The 17,852-nt window shown below is 72.6% G+C and carries 10 protein-coding genes; 1 reads left to right on the forward strand and 9 read right to left on the reverse strand.

Annotated features, from left to right (window positions below; all coding sequences use genetic code 11):
• Positions 1 to 106: 106 nt before the first annotated feature.
• From OO62_RS09170 to OO62_RS09195, 6 genes are all read right to left on the reverse strand, one after another.
• Positions 107 to 1,741, reverse strand: a complete 1,635-nt coding sequence (locus OO62_RS09170; RefSeq protein WP_033266775.1) for a M4 family metallopeptidase — start codon at positions 1,739 to 1,741, stop codon at positions 107 to 109.
• 287 nt (positions 1,742 to 2,028) lie between these two features.
• Entirely contained in the window at positions 2,029 to 4,305 is a 2,277-nt protein-coding gene (locus tag OO62_RS09175; RefSeq protein WP_033266776.1) for a M4 family metallopeptidase, read from the reverse strand.
• A 337-nt stretch (positions 4,306 to 4,642) separates the two neighbouring features.
• The gene (locus OO62_RS09180; protein WP_078617078.1) at positions 4,643 to 6,484 is read right to left on the reverse strand and encodes an ABC transporter ATP-binding protein; all 1,842 of its coding nucleotides are present in this window, start codon (positions 6,482 to 6,484) and stop codon (positions 4,643 to 4,645) included.
• Entirely contained in the window at positions 6,481 to 8,310 is a 1,830-nt protein-coding gene (locus OO62_RS09185) for an ABC transporter transmembrane domain-containing protein (protein ID WP_033266777.1), read from the reverse strand. The genes OO62_RS09180 and OO62_RS09185 overlap by 4 nt, the downstream gene beginning before the upstream one ends.
• Positions 8,311 to 8,508: 198 nt before the next feature.
• Complete coding sequence (locus OO62_RS09190) at positions 8,509 to 9,657, reverse strand: serine hydrolase domain-containing protein (protein WP_051732914.1); 1,149 nt, start codon at positions 9,655 to 9,657, stop codon at positions 8,509 to 8,511.
• A gap of 111 nt (positions 9,658 to 9,768) precedes the next feature.
• The gene (locus OO62_RS09195; RefSeq protein ID WP_033266778.1) at positions 9,769 to 10,092 is read right to left on the reverse strand and encodes a cupin domain-containing protein; all 324 of its coding nucleotides are present in this window, start codon (positions 10,090 to 10,092) and stop codon (positions 9,769 to 9,771) included.
• A 70-nt stretch (positions 10,093 to 10,162) separates the two neighbouring features.
• Here OO62_RS09195 and OO62_RS09200 point away from each other — a divergent pair, with 70 nt between their 5' ends.
• Complete coding sequence (locus tag OO62_RS09200; RefSeq protein ID WP_033266779.1) at positions 10,163 to 11,131, forward strand: GlxA family transcriptional regulator; 969 nt, start codon at positions 10,163 to 10,165, stop codon at positions 11,129 to 11,131.
• Positions 11,132 to 11,478: 347 nt separating this feature from the next.
• Here the strand turns inward: OO62_RS09200 and OO62_RS09205 are convergent, their stop codons facing one another.
• The 3 genes from OO62_RS09205 to glgX form a co-directional block, all read right to left on the reverse strand.
• Positions 11,479 to 13,359: an ABC transporter ATP-binding protein gene (locus OO62_RS09205; RefSeq protein WP_033266780.1), complete on the reverse strand. Its 1,881-nt coding sequence runs from the start codon at positions 13,357 to 13,359 to the stop codon at positions 11,479 to 11,481.
• On the reverse strand, positions 13,356 to 15,278 hold the full coding sequence (locus OO62_RS09210; RefSeq protein WP_033266781.1) for an ABC transporter ATP-binding protein: 1,923 nt from the start codon (positions 15,276 to 15,278) through the stop codon (positions 13,356 to 13,358). The genes OO62_RS09205 and OO62_RS09210 overlap by 4 nt, the downstream gene beginning before the upstream one ends.
• 104 nt (positions 15,279 to 15,382) lie before the next feature.
• A complete protein-coding gene (glgX, locus tag OO62_RS09215) occupies positions 15,383 to 17,638 on the reverse strand; it encodes a glycogen debranching protein GlgX (RefSeq protein ID WP_033266782.1) in 2,256 nt (751 codons plus the stop codon).
• Positions 17,639 to 17,852: the final 214 nt, after the last annotated feature.

The raw sequence follows: 17,852 nt of genomic DNA on the forward strand, positions 1-17,852 counted from the left end.
CCTGATCACCCCGTGACGTGCGAAGGCGGTGTCCGGAGATCTCCGGACACCGCCCGCTCCGGGGTCACGTTACCCCGGGACGATCAGCACGTTCCCGCTCGTTGCGTCACTTGACGGCGACACCGGTCCAAGCGGCCTCGACGCCCTTGACCTCGGCGCTGTCCTTGCCGTACAGGTCGGTGGCGGCCTTGACGGTCGCCTCGCGCGCGGCCTTGTAGTCCGTGTTCGAGGTCATGTACTCGGTCAGGGCCTTGAACCAGATCTTCTCGGCCTTGTCCCGGCCGATGCCGGTGACCTTGGAGCCGTCCGCCGTCGGGCTGTCGTACTTGACGCCGTTGATCTCCTTCGCGCCGCTGCCCTCGGACAGCAGGTAGAAGAAGTGGTTGGCGACGCCCGAGGAGTAGTGCGGGTCGAGGTTGCCCGTGTTGGAGTCCCAGTTGTCCTTCGACTGGCCGTCCTTGCTGGGCTTGTCCATGTAGCGCAGCGGCGAGCCGTCACCGTTGATGTCGATCTTCTCGCCGATGAGGTAGTCGCCCGGGTCCTTGTCGTTCTTGGCGTAGAACTCGACCGAGGTCCCGAAGATGTCCGAGGTGCCCTCGTTGAGGCCGCCGGACTCACCGCTGTAGGTGAGGTTGGCGGTGGCGGAGGTGACACCGTGCGACATCTCGTGCGCGGCGACGTCCAGCGCGGTGAGCGGCTTCTTGTTGCCCTCGCCGTCGCCGTACGTCATGCAGAAGCAGCTGTCGTCCCAGAACGCGTTGACGTAGCTGTTGCCGTAGTGCACGCGGGACGAGGCGCCCTTGCCGTCGCCCTTGATGCCGCTGCGGCCCTGCACGTTCTTGTAGTAGTCCCAGGTCTCGGCCGCACCGTAGTGCGCGTCGACGGCCGCGGTCTGCGGGTCGTCGGGCTTGCCGGTGCCCCAGGCGTCGTCGTCGTCGGTGAACGCCTTGCCGTCACCGGACTCGCTGTTGCCCAGGTTGGTGGTCTTGTGGCCACCGCGCCCGGCGTCGGTCAGCGTGAAGCCGCTGCCCTCCTTGGAGGTGCCCAGCTCGACGCTGCCGCTGTACTCGCTCTCGCCCTTGCCGGTGTGGATCTCGTCGTACTGGAAGAGCTTCTTGCCGGTGTTGGCGTCGGTGATGACGTGCATCCGGCTGGGGGTGCCGTCCTTCTGCGTGCCCTTGACGACGGTGTCGTAGGCGAGGACGGGGGTGCCGGAGGCGGCCCAGACGACCTTCTTGGGCGCCTGCGCGTCGGCCTGCTTCGCGGCGAGCGACTTCGCCGCGGTGCCCTGCGCGGACTTCGCGGCGGCCTGCGGGGCGATCTTCGCCGTGGTGGACGCGACCTTGACGGACTTGTCGGTCGACTTGGTGGTGGACTTGATCGCGCCGCCCTTGGCGGTGTGCACGACCAGGTCGCCGCCCAGCACCGGCAGGCCGGCGTAGGTGCGGTCGTAGCGGGTGTGCGTGGTGCCGTCGGCGTCCTTGATGACGTCCTTGACGACCAGCTTCTCCTGCGAGCTGAGGCCGAGCGCCTTGGCGGTCTGCGCGCGGGCGGCGCCCGCGTCACGCAGCAGTTCCGCCCGGTGCGAGGCGCTGAGCCGGAGCGGAGTGCCGTCCGTCTTCGTGGGGGTGGGGGCCGGCGAGGCGCCGGCGGTACCGGCCGTGATACCGGCGGCCAGCAGGGCCGCGGCCGCGAGGGCGGTACCGGTCACACGGGTCTTACGGGATATGCGGGGGGTCACGCGTGCTCCTTCAACTTTGCCAAGTGGTGGGGGTGCAAAGCGATGCGGGTGTGACGTGCGACCGGAACACTGCCATTCGAACGCGTGCATGTCAGGAGTCTGTTCACAACTTGGCTGATTTTCGTTCGTAGAGAGGTGCGCGCTGTTCGCATAACGGAGTTGGACGCCGTTCCCGGATTTTCGGGAACGACGCCCAACTTCCTTGCTGCACGGGCCAGTTGTGATCACCTGTGGGGTGCCGGCCCGTCTATGTCACACCAAGGTGACGGCCGGGTGCGGCCACCTGGTCAGAACGTCAGCTTCCAGCCGTTGATGTAGCCGCTGTCCTGGGAGTAGACGTCCTGGACCCGCAGCTTCCAGGTACCGCTCGCCGCCTCCGAGGAGGCGTTGACGGTGTACGTCGTGTTCACGTTGGCCGCGGAGTCGTACGCGTTGGAGTTCTTCAGCCGGTAGGCCGTGCCGTCCGGGGCGATCAGGTCGATGACCAGGTCACCGCGGTAGCTGTGCACGATGTCGACCCCGACCTTCAGCGTGCTCGGCGCGTTGCCGCTGCGGCTGACGGTGATCGGCGAGGTGACCGCCGCGCCGGCGTCCGGGATCTGCACGTCGTCGGCGTTCTCGAAGACATTGCCCCCGCCGACCGGGTTGACCGTCCAGGTGAAGGCGGCCGTACCGGTCTTCTTCGCCGAGTCGGTGACCGTCACCGTGACGTTGCTGGTGCCGGCCGTGGTCGGCGTACCGGAGATCAGACCGGTGCTCGCGTTGATCGACAGCCCGGCGGGCAGGCCGGTCGCCGCGTAGCTCAGCGCGCCCGCGGTGCCGCTGGTCGCCTTGATCTGCAGGCTCGCCGCCTGGCCCACGGTGCTGGTCTGGTTGCCCGGGTTGGTGACGGTGACGCCGCCGTCCGGGACGCGGGAGCCGACGTTGACCGCCGCCCAGGTGTTGGCGACCGTGTTGTACGACGCGCTGCCCTGGCCGAACAGGTCGGCCGCGGCCTTCAGCGTCGCGGTACGGGCGGCCGCGTAGTTGGTGTTCGCGCTCATGTACTGGCTGAGCGCCTTGAACCACACCTTCTCGGCGTTGGCCCGGCCGATGCCCGGCACCGGCAGGTTGTCGAAGGTCGGGCTGTCGTAGTGGACGCCGCCGATGTCCTTCGGGCCGCTGCCCTCGGACAGCAGGTAGAAGAAGTGGTTGGCGACGCCGGACGAGTAGTGGACGTCCTTGTTGCCGACGGTGCTGGACCAGTAGTCGGCGGACGCGCCGTCCTTGCTCGGCTTGTCCATGTAGCGCAGCGGGGTGCCGTCGCCGTTGATGTTGATCTTCTCGCCGATGAGGTAGTCACCGGGGTCGGACGCGTTGTTGGCGTAGAACTCCACCGCCGTGCCGAAGATGTCGGAGGTCGCCTCGTTGAGGCCGCCGGACTCCCCGCTGTACTCCAGGCCCGCGGTGTTGGAGGTGACACCGTGCGACATCTCGTGGCCGGCCACGTCGAGGGAGGTCAGCGGGTCGGCGTTGCCGCTGCCGTCGCCGTACGTCATGCAGAAGCAGCCGTCGTCCCAGAAGGCGTTGACGTAGCTGTTGCCGTAGTGCACGCGGGAGTAGGCGCCGACGCCGTCGCCCTTGATGCCGCTGCGGCCGTGCACGTTCTTGTAGTAGTCCCAGGTCTCCTGGGCGCCGTAGGCGGCGTCCACACCGGCCGTCTGGGCGTTCTGCGGCGTACCGTCGCCCCAGGTGTCGTCGGCGTCGGTGAACAGCGAACCGGTGCCCGACGAGCCGTGGTTGAGGTTGTAGGTCTTGTGGCCGCCGCGGGTGGCGTCGGTCATCGAGAAGTTCGGGGCGGAGCCCGAGGTCCCGATGGTGACCTTGCCGCTGTACTCGCTGTTGCCGATGCCGGTCTCGATGCCCTGGTACTGGAAGATCTTGGCACCGGTGACGGCGTCGGTGATGACGTGCAGCTGGTTGGGGGTGCCGTCGTCCTGCAGCCCGCCGACCACCGTCTCGTAGGCGAGGACCGGCTTGCCGTCGGCGACCCAGACCACCTTGCGCGGCGCCTTGGCCGCCTCGGTCTTCTTCGAGCCCAGCGCCCGCGCGGAGGTGACGGCCTTCGCCTCGGCGGCGGCCGGCTTGATCTTCGCGGTGGTGCTCGCGACCTTCAGCTGGGAGGCGACGGCCTTCGTGACGCCCTTGAGCTTGCCGGCCTTGGTCTCGTGCACCACGAGGTCGCCGCCGAGCACCGGCAGTCCTTCGTAGGTGCGCTCGTAGCGCGTGTGGACCGTGCCGTCGACATCCTTCGAGACGTCCTTGACGACCAGCTTCTCCTTCGCGCCGAGCTTCAGCTGCCGCGCGGTCTCGGCGGTGGTGGCACCGGCTGCCCGTATCAGCTCCGCACGCTGGGACGGGGACAGCTTCGCCGGCAGGGCGCCGGGATCGGGTACGGCATGCGTGGTGCCCGGCCGCGGGGCGGCCGCCGTTCCGGTGCCGGCCTGTACACCGACGGCCAGCATCGCCGTGACGGCGACCAGCGCGCCGGTCGCAACGGCGCGGGTATGGGGGGTGCGTCTCACACTGACTCCTTCTGCGGTGGCCGCGACGTGACGGTGCGGCCGAGGGGGACCGGGCGGCGGAGCGGCCGTCCGGGCAGATCGAGGCAGAACTCATGGAGCGTGTGGGGGGAGACGTACGCGAGGTACTGGATGTGCTTGTGGAGCGGTTGGCGCAAAGGATGTTGATGGTGCGCGTGGAACCGGCTGCCGCGAGGTGTGGTGCTGTGGGGGCCAAGCGGCGGTTGCGGGGAAGAGTCCCACCACGCATGACCGGTTGTCAGGCTCCGTTCAACTTATTGGCCGGAAAACGTCCGTTGCGCGAAATCGGCGTCCGAAAACCGGACGGGTGGTAGGTACCTCACGGCCGCGCCCTGCCGTGCCAGGACTCCCACAGGGCGGCGTAGGCGCCGTCCGCCGCCACCAGTTCGTCGTGGGTGCCCAGTTCGGCGATCCGGCCGTGCTCCATGACGGCGACCCGGTCCGCGTCGTGGGCGGTGTGCAGCCGGTGGGCGATGGCGATGACCGTACGGCCCCGGAGCACGGCGGCCAGCGCCCGCTCGGTGTGGCGCGCGGTACGCGGATCGAGCAGCGCGGTCGCCTCGTCCAGGATCACGGTGTGCGGGTCCGCCAGCACCACCCGCGCCAGGGCGAGTTGCTGGGACTGCGAGCCGTCCGGGCGGTGGCCGCCGGGGCCCAGCTCGGTGTCCAGGCCGGCCGGCAGCTCCGCGGCCCAGTCGGCCCCCACCGCGGCCAGCGCGGCCTCCAGGGCCGCGTCTCCGGCGTCCGGCGCGGCGATCCGCAGATTGTCGCGGACGGTGCCCAGGAACACGTGGTGCTCCTGGGTGACCAGGACGACCTGCCGGCGCAGCACCTCGGGGTCCAGCTCCGCGAGCGGCACCCGCCCGGCCGTCACCGAGCCGCTGCGCGGCGCGTCGATGCCCGCCAGCAGCCGCCCGAGTGTGGACTTGCCGGCACCGGAGGGCCCGACCACGGCGATCCGCTCCCCGGGGCGGATGGTCAGATCCACCCCGCGCAGCACCTCGTGGCCGCCCCGGTCGTAGGCGTAACGCACCGCGCGGACGTCGATCCGGTCATCGGCGGGCAGCGGGCGCGCGGCAGGGGCCCGCGGGGGCCGCGGGGCCGCGCCCACACCCTCGACGCGGGCGAACGCGGCCCCGCTGGACTGCAGTTGCTCCACCCACAGCAGGATCGTCTCCAGCGGCTCGGACAGCTGACGCAGATACAGCGCCGCGGCGACCACCACCCCCAGGCTGATCCCGCCCCGCCCGTGCAGCGCCCCGCCCACCAGCAGGACGCCGACCACCGGGAGGACGTACGAGACGTCCACCGCGGGCAGCAGCACACTGCGCAGGAACAGCGTGCGCAGCCGGGTGCGGCGGCAGTCCTCGACGGCCCGCTCGCCCGCCGCCCGCCGGCGCTCCTGGAGGCCCAGCGCCTCGACCGTCCTGGCGCCCTCCGCGGTGGCCGCGAGCAGCTCCGCCAGCGCCGATGTCGCGGCCCCCTCCGCGAGGTACGCGGTGTGCGCACGCCGCAGGTACCACCGGACCGCCAGCAGCCCGCTCAGCAGCCCCAGCCCGCACAGCCCGAGCAGCGGATCGAGCACCACCACCGCGCCGAGCAGGAACAGCGCCCGCGCCGCCGCGACGCACACCTCCGGTACGGCGTCCCGCAACGTCCGTGCGACGGAGGCGACGTCGGTGGTGCCGCGGGCGGTCAGATCGCCGCTGCCGGCCCGCTCCACGACCGCCGCGGGCAGCGCCAGCGCCCGGTCCAGGTACTGCTCGCGGACCCGCGCCGCGGTCCGCTCGCCGAAGCGGTGCCCGACGTACCGCGCGTACCGCGCCAGCAGCAGCTGGGCGAGCGCGCACACCACGATCGCGAGCGCCAGCCGGTCGACCGCGCGCACCCCGCCGCCCGCCCGGACCGCGTCCACGATCCGGCCGAGCAGCCACGGGCCGGCCAGGCCGGCGCCGGCGGCGAGCGCGTTGAGCACGAGCATCAGGGTGAACGCCGTACGGTCCGGCCGGATCAGCCGGAGCGCCGCCTGCCGGGTCGCGGTGCGGGTGGCGACGGGCAGCCCGGCACCGTCCGGCAGGGCGTCCGCGGCGGACGGCCCGGGGGCCGTGCCGGGCGTCTCGGGTGGTGTGGTCGGCGGCGTGGTGGGTTCGGTTGCCGTCATCGTGTGCCCTTCTCCGCCGCGGGGACCGTCCGGGGGAGCGGCAGCGCGCCGCCGTCCGCCCCGCCGCCGTCCGCCCCGTCCGTGCCGTACTCGTCCGTGCCGTCCGCGTCCGCCCCGTCCTCGCCGCGCGCGACCAGACGCCGGTAGCCGGGCTGTTCGTCGAGGAGCCGGCGGTGGCTGCCGACCGCGGCCACCCGGCCGTCGACGAGAAAGCACACCGTGTCGGCCCGGGCCAGCAGCAGCGGCGAGGTGCTGGTGACGACGGTGGTGCGGCCCGCCCGGGCGGCGTGCAGCCGGGCCGCGACGGCCGCTTCGGTGTGGGCGTCGACCGCCGAGGTCGGTTCCACCGCGAGCAGCACCTCGGGGTCGGCCAGCAGCGCCCGCACCAGGCGCAGCCGCTGCCGCTGCCCGCCGGAGAGGTTCCGTCCGCGCGCCTCGACCGGGGAGTCCAGCCCGGCCGGCAGGCCGCGCACGATGTCCTCGGCCATCGCCGTGCGTACGGCGTCCCCGATCGCCTCCTCGGTGCGGTCGCGGCGCCCCGCGAGCACCTCCCGCAGCGTCCCGGCGAACAGCTCCGCCTCGTTGTCCGCCACCAGGATCCGGTCGCGGACCTCGGCCAGCGGCAGCTCGTCGAGCCGCACCGCGCCCCAGGTCGCCGCCGACCCGGCGAACCGGCCCAGCCGGTCGACCACCGCGGCCGACTCGGCCGGCCGGGCGGAGACCAGCGCCGTCAGCTGCCCGGGCACCACCTCGACGCCCGAGCGCGGATCCCGCAGCACGGCCGGCCCCTCCGGCGCGCGCACCGTGCCGGCCCGCGCCGCGGGCCCGTCCGCGGCGTCCGGCTCCCACTGCAGGAACCGGACGACCCGGCGGGCGGCGACCAGTCCGCGGGTGAGGTCGTAGCCGCCCTCGATGAAGAACGAGACCGGCACCACCAGTGCCGCCGTATAGCCGTAGACCGCCACCAACTCGCCCACGGTGATCTGCCCTTGGGCCGCCATCCGGGCGGCGAGCCAGGTCACCGCGGCCAGGAAGAGCGTCGGCAGCCCCACCCCGAGCGCCTGGATCCAGCTCGTCGCCGCGCCGACCCGGTAGCCCTCGCGGCACAGCGCCTGCGACTCGCGGCGGTAGCGGTCGGCGAACACCTCCTTGCCGCCCAGCCCGGCCAGCACCCGCAACCCGCCGACCAGGTCCGTCAGCCGCGCGGCCAGCCCGCCCTGCCGCTCGCGGTAGCGCGCCTCCGCTCCCTGGAGCCGGCCCAGCAGCGGCCCCACCAGCAGCGCGAGCAGCGGTACGCCCAGCAGCACCACCAGGGCGAGCAGCGGCGAGACGGCCAGCAGCAGCGCCGCGACGACGACGTAGGCCAGCACCCCGCCGACACCGGGCCCGGTCATCGTCAGCGTCTGGCTGATCACCCCGACGTCGCCGATCCCGATCGTGACGATCTCCCCGGCCGTCGCCCTCCCCGGCAGCGCCGCGCCCAGCCGTACGGTGTGCGCCACGAGGGTGCGCACCGTGCGGAAGGTGGCGTCCATCCGGATCCTGGTCATCGTGCGGTGCCGCAGGGTCCCCAGACAGGCGTTGAGCACCCCGACACCCAGCAGCGCCGCGGTCCACCCGAGCAGCGCCGGCATCCGGCCCGGCACCAGCCCCTCGTCGATCGCCCGGGACAGCACGTACGGCGGCACCATCAGTCCCACCATCCACAGACTTCCGTACGTCGCCCCCGCCGCGACCCGCCGGCCCTGACACGCCACCAGCCACCACAGGTACCGTCCGGCACCCCGGTGGCCCACAGCCCCCGGGCCCGGTGCGTTGTCCGCCATTGCCCTCCCCCGTTCGTCCTCGCCCCAGGATCCGCGACTGCGTCAACCCTGGCTCATGCGGGGCGCTGAAGTCCGCGTCCAGTGAGCAGCGCCACAGCCGGGGGAGGGCCGGCCGGGGCGAGCCCGTGGGCGGGACGGCGCGGGCGCGCGGCCCTCGGCACGCCGTGGGGAGCGGAACGGCTGCCTGCGCGGCGGTGGTCAGAGGTGTCCGCGCCGGTCCTCGGCGCTGCCAACGCCCAACGCCACCCGGTGGAGTGCGGCAATCGCCCCGTCGAGGGGGTGCGGCTGCGGCTTCCCCGATGCGTCGAGCCGGTTCCACCGTTGCAGGTTCACCGCGATGGACATCTGCCGCGTGCCGTCGGCGCTGGTCATGGAGATGGCTCCGGCGCCCCACGCGCTGCCGTCGTGGCCCCAGAAGGTGCCGCGGTCGGGAACCTGGTTCCTGTGCAGGCCGAGGCCGTAGTCGACGAGCTTCCCTTCGAAGGAGACGACCGGCACCGTGCGCTGCATCTGCGCCAGCGACAACGGGGTGACGATCTCCCCGGCGAGCAGCAGGCGGAAGAAGCGGTTGAGGTCCGCGACGGTCGAGATCAGCGAGGCCGCGGGTCCCACCCACGACATGTCGAAGACGCTGAAGTCACGCGGCGGGTCGATCATGCCGAACCATGCCTCGTAGTGCTGTGCGTGCGGCCCGTTGATCTCCGGACCGAGGGGCAGCTCGGTGTCCGTCAGCCCGGCCCGCTCGATGACGTTCTCGGTGATGCACTGCTCGGCGGCGAGACCGGTGACCTTCTCCAGGAGTTGGCACAGCAACAGGTAGTTGGTGTTGGAGTACGTCCCCGGAGTGCCGCCGGGGCGATGGGCCGGGCGGGCCGCAACTCCCATCCCGATCAGCTCGGTCGGGTGGAACCGCGTCAGCCGGTTGTCGTCCAGGCTCTCGGGCGTGGTGTCCGCCAGGGACGGAAACGCCTTGAGGGACGGATAGGCGTAGGGGAGGTAATCGGCCAGGCCACTGGTGTGGTTGATCAGCATCCGGACCGTGATCGCGTCACCGAGCTCGCCGGGTACCAGCCGGGGCAGGTAGCGACCGATGGGTGTGTCGAGCCCGACCAGGCCGTTCTCGACCTGCTGCAGCACCGCGGCGGCGGTGAACGTCTTGGTGATGCTGCCGACGCGGTGCCGCATGTCGGCGGTGACGGGGCGGCCGGTGGCGAGATCGGCGACCCCGGCGGCGCCGCGCCAGACCTCCTCGCCGTCGCGCACCTCGGCGAACACTCCCGGCATTCCCGCGCGGTGGACGTTGTGCAGGGCGGCGTTCAACTCCGCGTGATCAAGCGGGTCGTTCATGGCAGGTGACCTTTCGTCGTCAGGGCGTGGGCGGGTGGGGCCGGGGCCGGGGCACGCCGGGCCTGCCCGGCAGCGGCTCCGCTCGTGCACCGGCCGGTGCGCAACCGGCCGTCAGTGGGTGCGGATGCTGATCCCGAGCATGCGGGCGCCCGTCTCGGTGCGCGGGCGGTGCGTGCTCCCGGGCGCGAACACCACATAGCTGCCCGGTCCGAGGCGGTACCCGCGGTCGATGAACTCCCCGGAGACCACGTAGTAGCGCTCCTCGCCCTCGTGCACATCCACCTCGGGCCACTCCGCCCCCGGGGCGAAGTCGTACATCCACCCTCGCGCCCACCGCGTGGCGGGCAGGCGCCGCCGGGTGATTCCGGGAGCGACCTCCACCGGTTGGACGTCGTGGGTGTTCAGGACCTGGATCTGCAGGGGGTCGTGACTCATGTGTTCACTGTCGCGGCGCCGATCACCACGTCCCAGTGTCCAGAATGACGCGAGGAGGTACTTTCCTGCCATGTCGCTGCATCGCGTGGTCGCCCTGGTGGTGCCGCCCCAGTCCACCTTCGAGCTGGCGTGCGCTGCGGAGGTCTTCGGCCTGTCCCGCCATGGGCTGCCCGGCCGCTACGAGTTCGGCGTGTGCACGCAACGACCGGGCAGCGTGGCGACCTTGGCGGGCTACGACATGACGGTCGGCCGGGGACTCGACGCGTTGCAGACCGCGGACACCGTGGTGATCCCCGGGCTGCAGCGCCACCGGGAACCTGCCCCACCTGCCGTGCTCGACGCCGTGCGGCAGGCCCACCGCCGCGGCGCCCGCATCGTCGCCATCTGTTCCGGCGCCTTCCTGCTCGCGCAAGCGGGGCTGTTGGACGGCCGGCGGGCGACCACCCACTGGCGGATGGCCGCCGAGTTCGCCGCCCGCTTCCCGCAGGTCCAGGTCGAGGCCGACACGCTCTACATCGATCTGGGAGACGCCGCCACCAGCGCCGGGACCGCCGCCGGCATCGATCTGTGCCTGCACCTGGTCCGTACCGACCACGGCGCCGCCCACGCCGCGCGGATCGCGCGGCACATGGTCATGCCGCCGCACCGGGAGGGCGGGCAGCTGCAGTACGCCGCGTCCCCTCGGCCCGACGCCCCGCCGGACTCCCTGGCCGCCGTCCTGAACTGGGCCGTCGACCACCTCGCGGAACCCCTCACCGTCGACCGCCTTGCCGCCCGGGCGCACCTCTCCCCACGTACCCTCGCCCGCAGGTTCACCGAACAACTCGGCACCTCCCCCGGACGATGGCTGCTCCACCAGCGCCTCACGGCGGCCCGGATCCTCCTCGAGGACACCGACCTGCCCGTGGAGGCGATCGCCGCCAAGGTAGGGCTCTCTACGGCCACCAACCTCCGCAGGCGATTCCGTGCAGCGGTGCACACCACCCCCGCTGCCTACCGCCGCACTTTTGGCCGCGGAACCGGCACGCCGACGTCATAGCGGTCGCCGCATGCCGGTCCGCTCGGGGGACGGGTGACCAGTACGGCCCGGCGCCCGGTCCAGCCACGAACTCGGCGACCAGGTTCTACGCGGTGCGGGACGACACGGGGGACGGTTCCCTCAGGGCCGTGCTCCAGCGCAGGGCCCGGTCGAAATCAGGCATTCCGGTCGGATTTGGTGATCATCTGTGCGAGCCACGCCGGAGCCTCAGCGATCTTCTGCGCATTCCGCCTCAGAGGGACCGCTACCGACCGTATTCGTTGCCAGGCGAACCGCGGATTCGCTCATCCGTTGCTGAGCAACCGACGTCACTGCTAGCGAAGTTGCGGATCCTGCAACCGCCCGGGTCATCCCACGCTGTCGCGCCATGCCTGGTGCAGATCGGCGAACCGGCCGTGGTTCTTGATGAGTTGGTCCGGTGGGCCGTCCTCGACGATGCGGCCGTCCGACACGACCAGCACCCGGTCGGCCCGCTCGACGGTGGACAGGCGGTGGGCGATGACCAGGGCCGTGCGGCCCCGCAACACCGTGTCCATGGCGGCCTGGACGGCTCGTTCGCCGGGGATGTCCAGGGAGCTGGTCGCCTCGTCGAGGACGAGCACGGCCGGGTCGGCGAGCAGGGCCCGGGCGAAGCCGACGAGCTGGCGCTGACCGGCCGAGATGCGGCCGCCGCGCTTGCGCACGTCGGTGTCGTAGCCGTCCGGCAGCGCGGTGATGAAGTCATGGGCGCCGATGGCCTCGGCGGCCCGTTCGATCTCCCGGCGGGAGGCGTCCGGGCGGCCGAGGGCGATGTTGTCGGCGACCGTGCCGGAGAACAGGAACGCCTCCTGGGTGACCATCACGACACCGCGGCGCAGCTCCGCGGTGGCCAGCTCACGCAGATCGACCCCGTCGAGCAGGACCCGGCCCTCCGTGGGGTCGTAGAAGCGGGCCAGCAGCTTGGCGAGGGTGGACTTGCCGGCGCCCGTGGCGCCCACCACGGCGACGGTCGTCCCGGCCGCGAGGGACAGCGAGAAACGGGGCAGCACCTCGCCGCCGGTGCGGTAGGCGAAGCGGACGCCGTCGAAGTCCACCGCCCGGCCCGGCCGGCCGCCGGCGGGGGCGGGCAGCGCGACGGGCACCGCCGGCTCGGGGACCGTGGGCCGCTGGGCGAGCAGGCCGGCGATCTTCTGCAGTGAAGCGGCCGCGGACTGGTAGGCGTTGAGGAACATCCCCAGCCGGTCGATGGGGTCGTACAGCCGGCGCAGATAGAGCACCGCGGCGGCCAGCACGCCCAGCGCGAGGCTGCCCGTGGCCACGCGGTAGGCGCCCCACAGGACGACCGCGGCGATCGTGGTGTTGGCCACCAGACGGGAGGTGACGACATAGCGCGCCATCTCCAGGAAGGCGTCGCCGTTGACCCGTTCGTGGCGGTGATTCAGCCGCGCGAACACCGCGTCGTTCGACCGCTCGCGGCGGAACGCCTGCACCGGGCGGATGCCGCCCAGCGTCTCGGCGAACTTCACGATGACGTCCGCGATGGCGGTGGACTTGGCGCTGAAGACGCGGTGCACGCGGCGCCGGTAGGAGCGTACGAGGAGGTACAGCGGGCCGGCGGACACCAGGGAGGCGGCGCCGAAGCCCCAGTCCAGATACAGCAGGGTGGCGGTGATGTAGACCGTCGCCAGGACGATCGTGATCAGCTCCTGCAGCCCCTCGTCGAGGAGGGTGCGCAGCGACTCGACGTCGGTGGTGGCCCGCGAGATCAGCCGGCCGGAGGTGTAGCGCTCGTGGAAGTCCAGGCTCAGGTCCTGGCCGTGCCGGAAGATCCGGCCGCGGAGGTCCAGCAGTACGTCCTGGCTCACCCGCGCGGAGAGCTGGACGAAGCCGAACTGCAGCCCGCCGGACGCCGCGGCGCACAGCGCGGCCGCCCCCGCCACCGCGAGCAGCGGACCGTGCTCGCCGGCCCGCAGTGCCGGCACCGCGCGGTCCAGCGCATAGGCGACCAGCAGCGGTCCGGCCTGCACCGCGGCCTGCTGGAGCAGGAGCAGGACGGCCACCACCCGGACGCGGCGGCGGTGCGGCGCCAGCAAGGAGGCCAGCAGCGTCCGGGCGGCGCCCCTGGGCGCGGGGAGCCGGTCCCGCTCGAAGAGGTCCGCGGACGCCGCCTCCTCCGGGGGCCGTTCCCGGCGCCGGCCGGGGCCGCCGGGGGAGTCGTCGGGGGGCAGGCCGGCGGTGGTGGTGGTCATCGGTCGCCCTCTTCCCCGCCGGACATCAGCGCGGCGTACTCGGGGTTGTCCCGGAGGAGTTCGTGGTGGGTACCTACGGCGGCGATCCGGCCGTCGGACAGCAGCGCCACCCGGTCGGCGAGCAGGACCGTGGACGGGCGGTGGGCGACGACCAGGGCCGTGGTGGCCGACAGGACCTGGCGCAGCGCCGCCTCCACCAGGGCCTCGGTGTGCACGTCGAGCGCGGAGAGCGGATCGTCCAGGATCAGGAACCGGGGCCGGCTGATGACGGCACGGGCCAGGGCGAGCCGCTGCCGCTGCCCGCCGGACAGGCTCAGGCCCTGCTCGCCGACCTGGGTCGCGCTGCCCTCGGGGAGCGCGGCGACGAACTCCTCGGCCTGCGCGACCCGCAACGCCCGCCGCAGCTCCGCCTCGCCGGCACCCTCCGCGCCCATCAGGACGTTCTCCGCCGCGGACGCCGAGAAGAGGGTCGGTTCCTCGAAGGCCACCGCGACCAGGGCACGGGCCTCCGCCCGGCCGATCGTGGCCAGATCGCGCCCGTCGAGGGTGATCCGTCCGGCGGTGGGGTCGTACAGCCGGGGCACCAGCGCGGTGAGGGTGGTCTTGCCGCTGCCGGTCGCGCCGACCAGGGCCATGGTCTCGCCCGGCCGGACGTGCAGGGTGATGTCCTCAAGGGTGGGCGGCGCGTCCGGGGGCGCGTCGGGGTAGCGGAAGGCGACGCCGGAGAAGACCAGCCCGCCGGGCGCGTCCCGCGGCCCGCCCCCGTGGACCGGCCCCGCCGGCTCGGCCCGTACCGCCGGCTCGACCCCTGCCACCGGCTCGTCCCCCGCCACTGGCTCGTCCCGCACCGCCGGTTCGTCCATCACCTCGAAGTAGCGGTCCGTGGCCGCCGCCGCCTCGTTGCTCATCGCCAGCAGGAAGCCGATCGACTCCACCGGCCAGCGCAGCGCCAGCGCCGTCGACAGGAACGCGACGAGGGTGCCCGCGGACAGTGCGCCGTCGGCCACCTGGACGGTGCCGAAGACCAGGGCGGCGCCGAGCGCGAGCTCCGGAAGGGTCGTGTTGACGCCCCAGATCCAGGCCAGCAGCCGCGCCTTGCGCAGCTCGGTCGTACGCAGGGCGCGGGTCAGCTCCTTGAAGGCGCGGGCCTGGCTGCGGTGGCGTCCGAAGCCCTTGATGATGCGGATGCCGAGCACCGACTCCTCGACCACCGTCGTCAGATCGCCGAGCTGGTCCTGGGTCCGGCGCGCCGCGCGCCCGTACTTCGCCTCGAAGACCGAGCACAGCACCAGCAGCGGCAGCAGTGGTGACAGCAGCACCAGCCCCAGCGACCAGCGCTGAGCCACCAGCAGCACCCCGCCGACCAGGATCGTCACGCCGTTGACCAGCAGGAACGTGAGGGGGAAGGTGAGGAACTGGCGCAGCATCTGCAGGTCGGTCGTGCCCCGTGACAGCAACTGGCCCGAGGGCCAGCGGTCGTGGAAGGCGACCGGCAGCCGCTGGAGGTGGCGGTAGAGCGCCTCGCGCATCGCCGCCTCCACCCCGGCCAGCGGGCGCGAGACCAGCCAGCGCCGCAGCCCGAACAGCAGCGCCTCGGCGACCCCGAGCAGCAGCAGGTAGCCGCCGCCCAGCCACACCCCGCCCGGGTCGCCGTCCGCCACCGGCCCGTCGACCAGCCACTTGAGCACCAGCGGGATGACCAGGCTCAGACAGGAGGCGATCACCGCCACGAAGGCCGCGAGGGACAGCCGCGCCCGCACCGGGCGCACGTACGGCCACAGCCGCAACAGGGCGCGCACGACGGAGCGCCGGGGTAAGCCGGAGCCGTCGCCCGGGTCGGTCGGGGCGGTCGGGTTCGTCGGGTCGGTGGGGTCGGTCCGGTGCCGGGCCGGGGGCGTCGTCTGCGTGGTGTCGGCCATCACTCGCGAGCGTAAGGCGCACCACTGACAACGCTCATCCGGTTTTCGTCCGCACCGCCCCGGCCGCCCGTACCGCCGCTGCCGGCCCGCTCAGCCCGGCCCGCTCAGCCCGGGACCGCGCGGAACAGCATCACCGACCGTTCCGGCAGCGTGAGCGTGCCGCCCGCCGGATACACCCGCTCGGCCGCCCCCGCCCGGTCCTCCCGTGAGGTGTCGAGGAGGAGTTCGTACGACTGGGCCCAGGGCGGGCCGGGGAGAGTGACCGCGCGGGGACGGGCGGCCGCGTGCAGCACGGCCAGGAAGCTGTCGTCGACGATCCGGATGCCGCGGGCGTCGCGCTGGGAGATGTCGTTCCCGGAGAGGTACATGCCGAGCGTGGCCCCCGGGGTGTACCAGTCCTGTTCGGTCATCTCCGTGCCGTCCGCGGTGAACCAGGCCAGGTCGCGCAGTCCGCCCTGCCCGTGCGGCCGTCCGGAGAAGAACGCGCGGCGGCGCAGCACGGGGTGTGCGCGGCGCAGCGCGATCAGCCGGGCCGCCAGGTCGGCCAGCCGGCGCCAGTGGGGGTCCTCCAGCAGCGACCAGTCGACCCAGCTGAGGGCGTTGTCCTGGCAGTAGGCGTTGTTGTTGCCGTGCTGGGTGCGGCCCATCTCGTCGCCGGCCACCAGCATCGGCACGCCGGTGGACAGCAGCAGGGTGGTCAGCAGGTTCCGCAGCTGGCGGCGGCGCAGCGCGTTGACCTCGGGGTCGTCGGTCTCGCCCTCGGCGCCGCAGTTCCAGGCCCGGTTGTCGTGGGTGCCGTCGCGGTTGTTCTCGCCGTTGTCGGCGTTGCGCTTGTGCTCGTAGCTGACCAGGTCGCGCAGGGTGAAGCCGTCGTGTGCGGTGACGAAGTTGACCGAGGCGTACGGGCGGCGGCCGCCCCAGGCGTACAGGTCGCTCGATCCGGACAGCCGGTAGCCCAGGTCGCGCACGTCGTGCTGGGCGCCCCGCCAGAAGTCGCGGACGGTGTCGCGGTAGCGGTCGTTCCACTCCGTCCACAGGGGTGGGAAGGCGCCGACCTGATAGCCGCCCGAGCCCACGTCCCAGGGTTCGGCGATCAGTTTCACCCGGCGCAGCACGGGGTCCTGGGCGATCACGGCGAGGAACGGGGAGAGCATGTCGACGTCGTGCATGGAGCGGGCCAGCGCGGCGGCCAGGTCGAAGCGGAAGCCGTCCACGCCCATTTCGGTGACCCAGTAGCGCAGCGAATCGGTGATCAGCCGCAGCACGTGCGGCTGGACGACGTGCAGGGTGTTGCCGCAGCCGGTGTAGTCGGCGTAGCGGCGGGCGTCGCCCGCCAGCCGGTAGTAGCCGCGGTTGTCGATGCCCCGGAGGGAGAGCGTGGGGCCCAGCTCGCCGGCCTCCGCGGTGTGGTTGTAGACGACGTCGAGGATCACCTCGATGCCCGCGTCGTGCAGCGCCCGGACCATCCGCTTGAACTCGCCGACCTGCTGCCCCCGGGTGCCGGTCGCGGCGTAGCCGGCGTGGGGCGCGAAGTAGCCGATGGAGTTGTAGCCCCAGTAGTTGCGCAGCCCCCGGCGCACCAGGTGGTCCTCGTGGGCGAACTGATGCACCGGCAGCAGTTCCACGGCCGTCACACCCAGCCGGACCAGGTGTTCCAGCGCGGCGGGGTGCGCCAGACCCGCGTAGGTGCCGCGGAGCCGTTCCGGGATGCCGGGGTGGCGCATCGTGAACCCGCGCACGTGCAGCTCGTAGAGGACCGAATCCGGCCAGGGCGTCTTGGGCCGGACGTCGTCCCGCCACTCGTCCTCGCCGCCCTCGTCCGCGGTGTCCTCGCCGACCACCACGCCCTTGGGGACGTACGGCGCGGAGTCCCGGTCGTCGCGGACGGTGTCGGCGAGCTGCTGCTGCGGCCAGTCGCGGACGTGGCCGTAGAGCTGCGCGGGCAGCGCGAAGCCCGCACCGGCCGGCTCGGCCCGGGCGCCGAAGTCGCCGTCCACGGCCCTGGCGTACGGGTCGAGCAGCAGCTTCGCCGGGTTCCAGCGGGCGCCGGTCCACGGGTCCCAGCGGCCGTGCACCCGGTACCCGTACCGCTGGCCGGGGCGGACACCGGGCAGGAAGCCGTGCCAGATCTCATGGGTCAGCTCGGTGAGCGGATGCCGGGTCTCGTGCTCCGCCTCGTCGAAGAGGCACAGCTCCACGGCCTCGGCGCCGCCCGCCCACAGGGCGAAGTTGGTCCCGGTGACGCCGTCGGGACCGGTGCGGTAACGGGCTCCCAGCGGCGTCGGGCTGCCGGGACGGATCTCCGCGGGTGGGGCGAGGGGCTCGTCAGCCACCGCCTCCTGCTCGGGTGCGCTCGACACGTGCCGGCCTCCTGCGGCTCATGGCTCGGTCGGGCGGTGCCGCGGCACGGGGTACCGCCCAGCGTCCGCTGGGTGAGTCCCGGCCGTGGTGTGTCCCCGCCCTCCTGGTTGTTCTGCCCGCAACCGGGCGTTGCCTCACGTTTCCCGCTGCCGCGGCTCATTGTTCTGTTCATGCTCTGCCGAGGGAATACCGCTGACATTCCGTTACGCGGCA

It is taken from the genome of Streptomyces lydicus (genome assembly GCF_000717345.1).
GTDB lineage: Bacteria > Actinomycetota > Actinomycetes > Streptomycetales > Streptomycetaceae > Streptomyces > Streptomyces lydicus.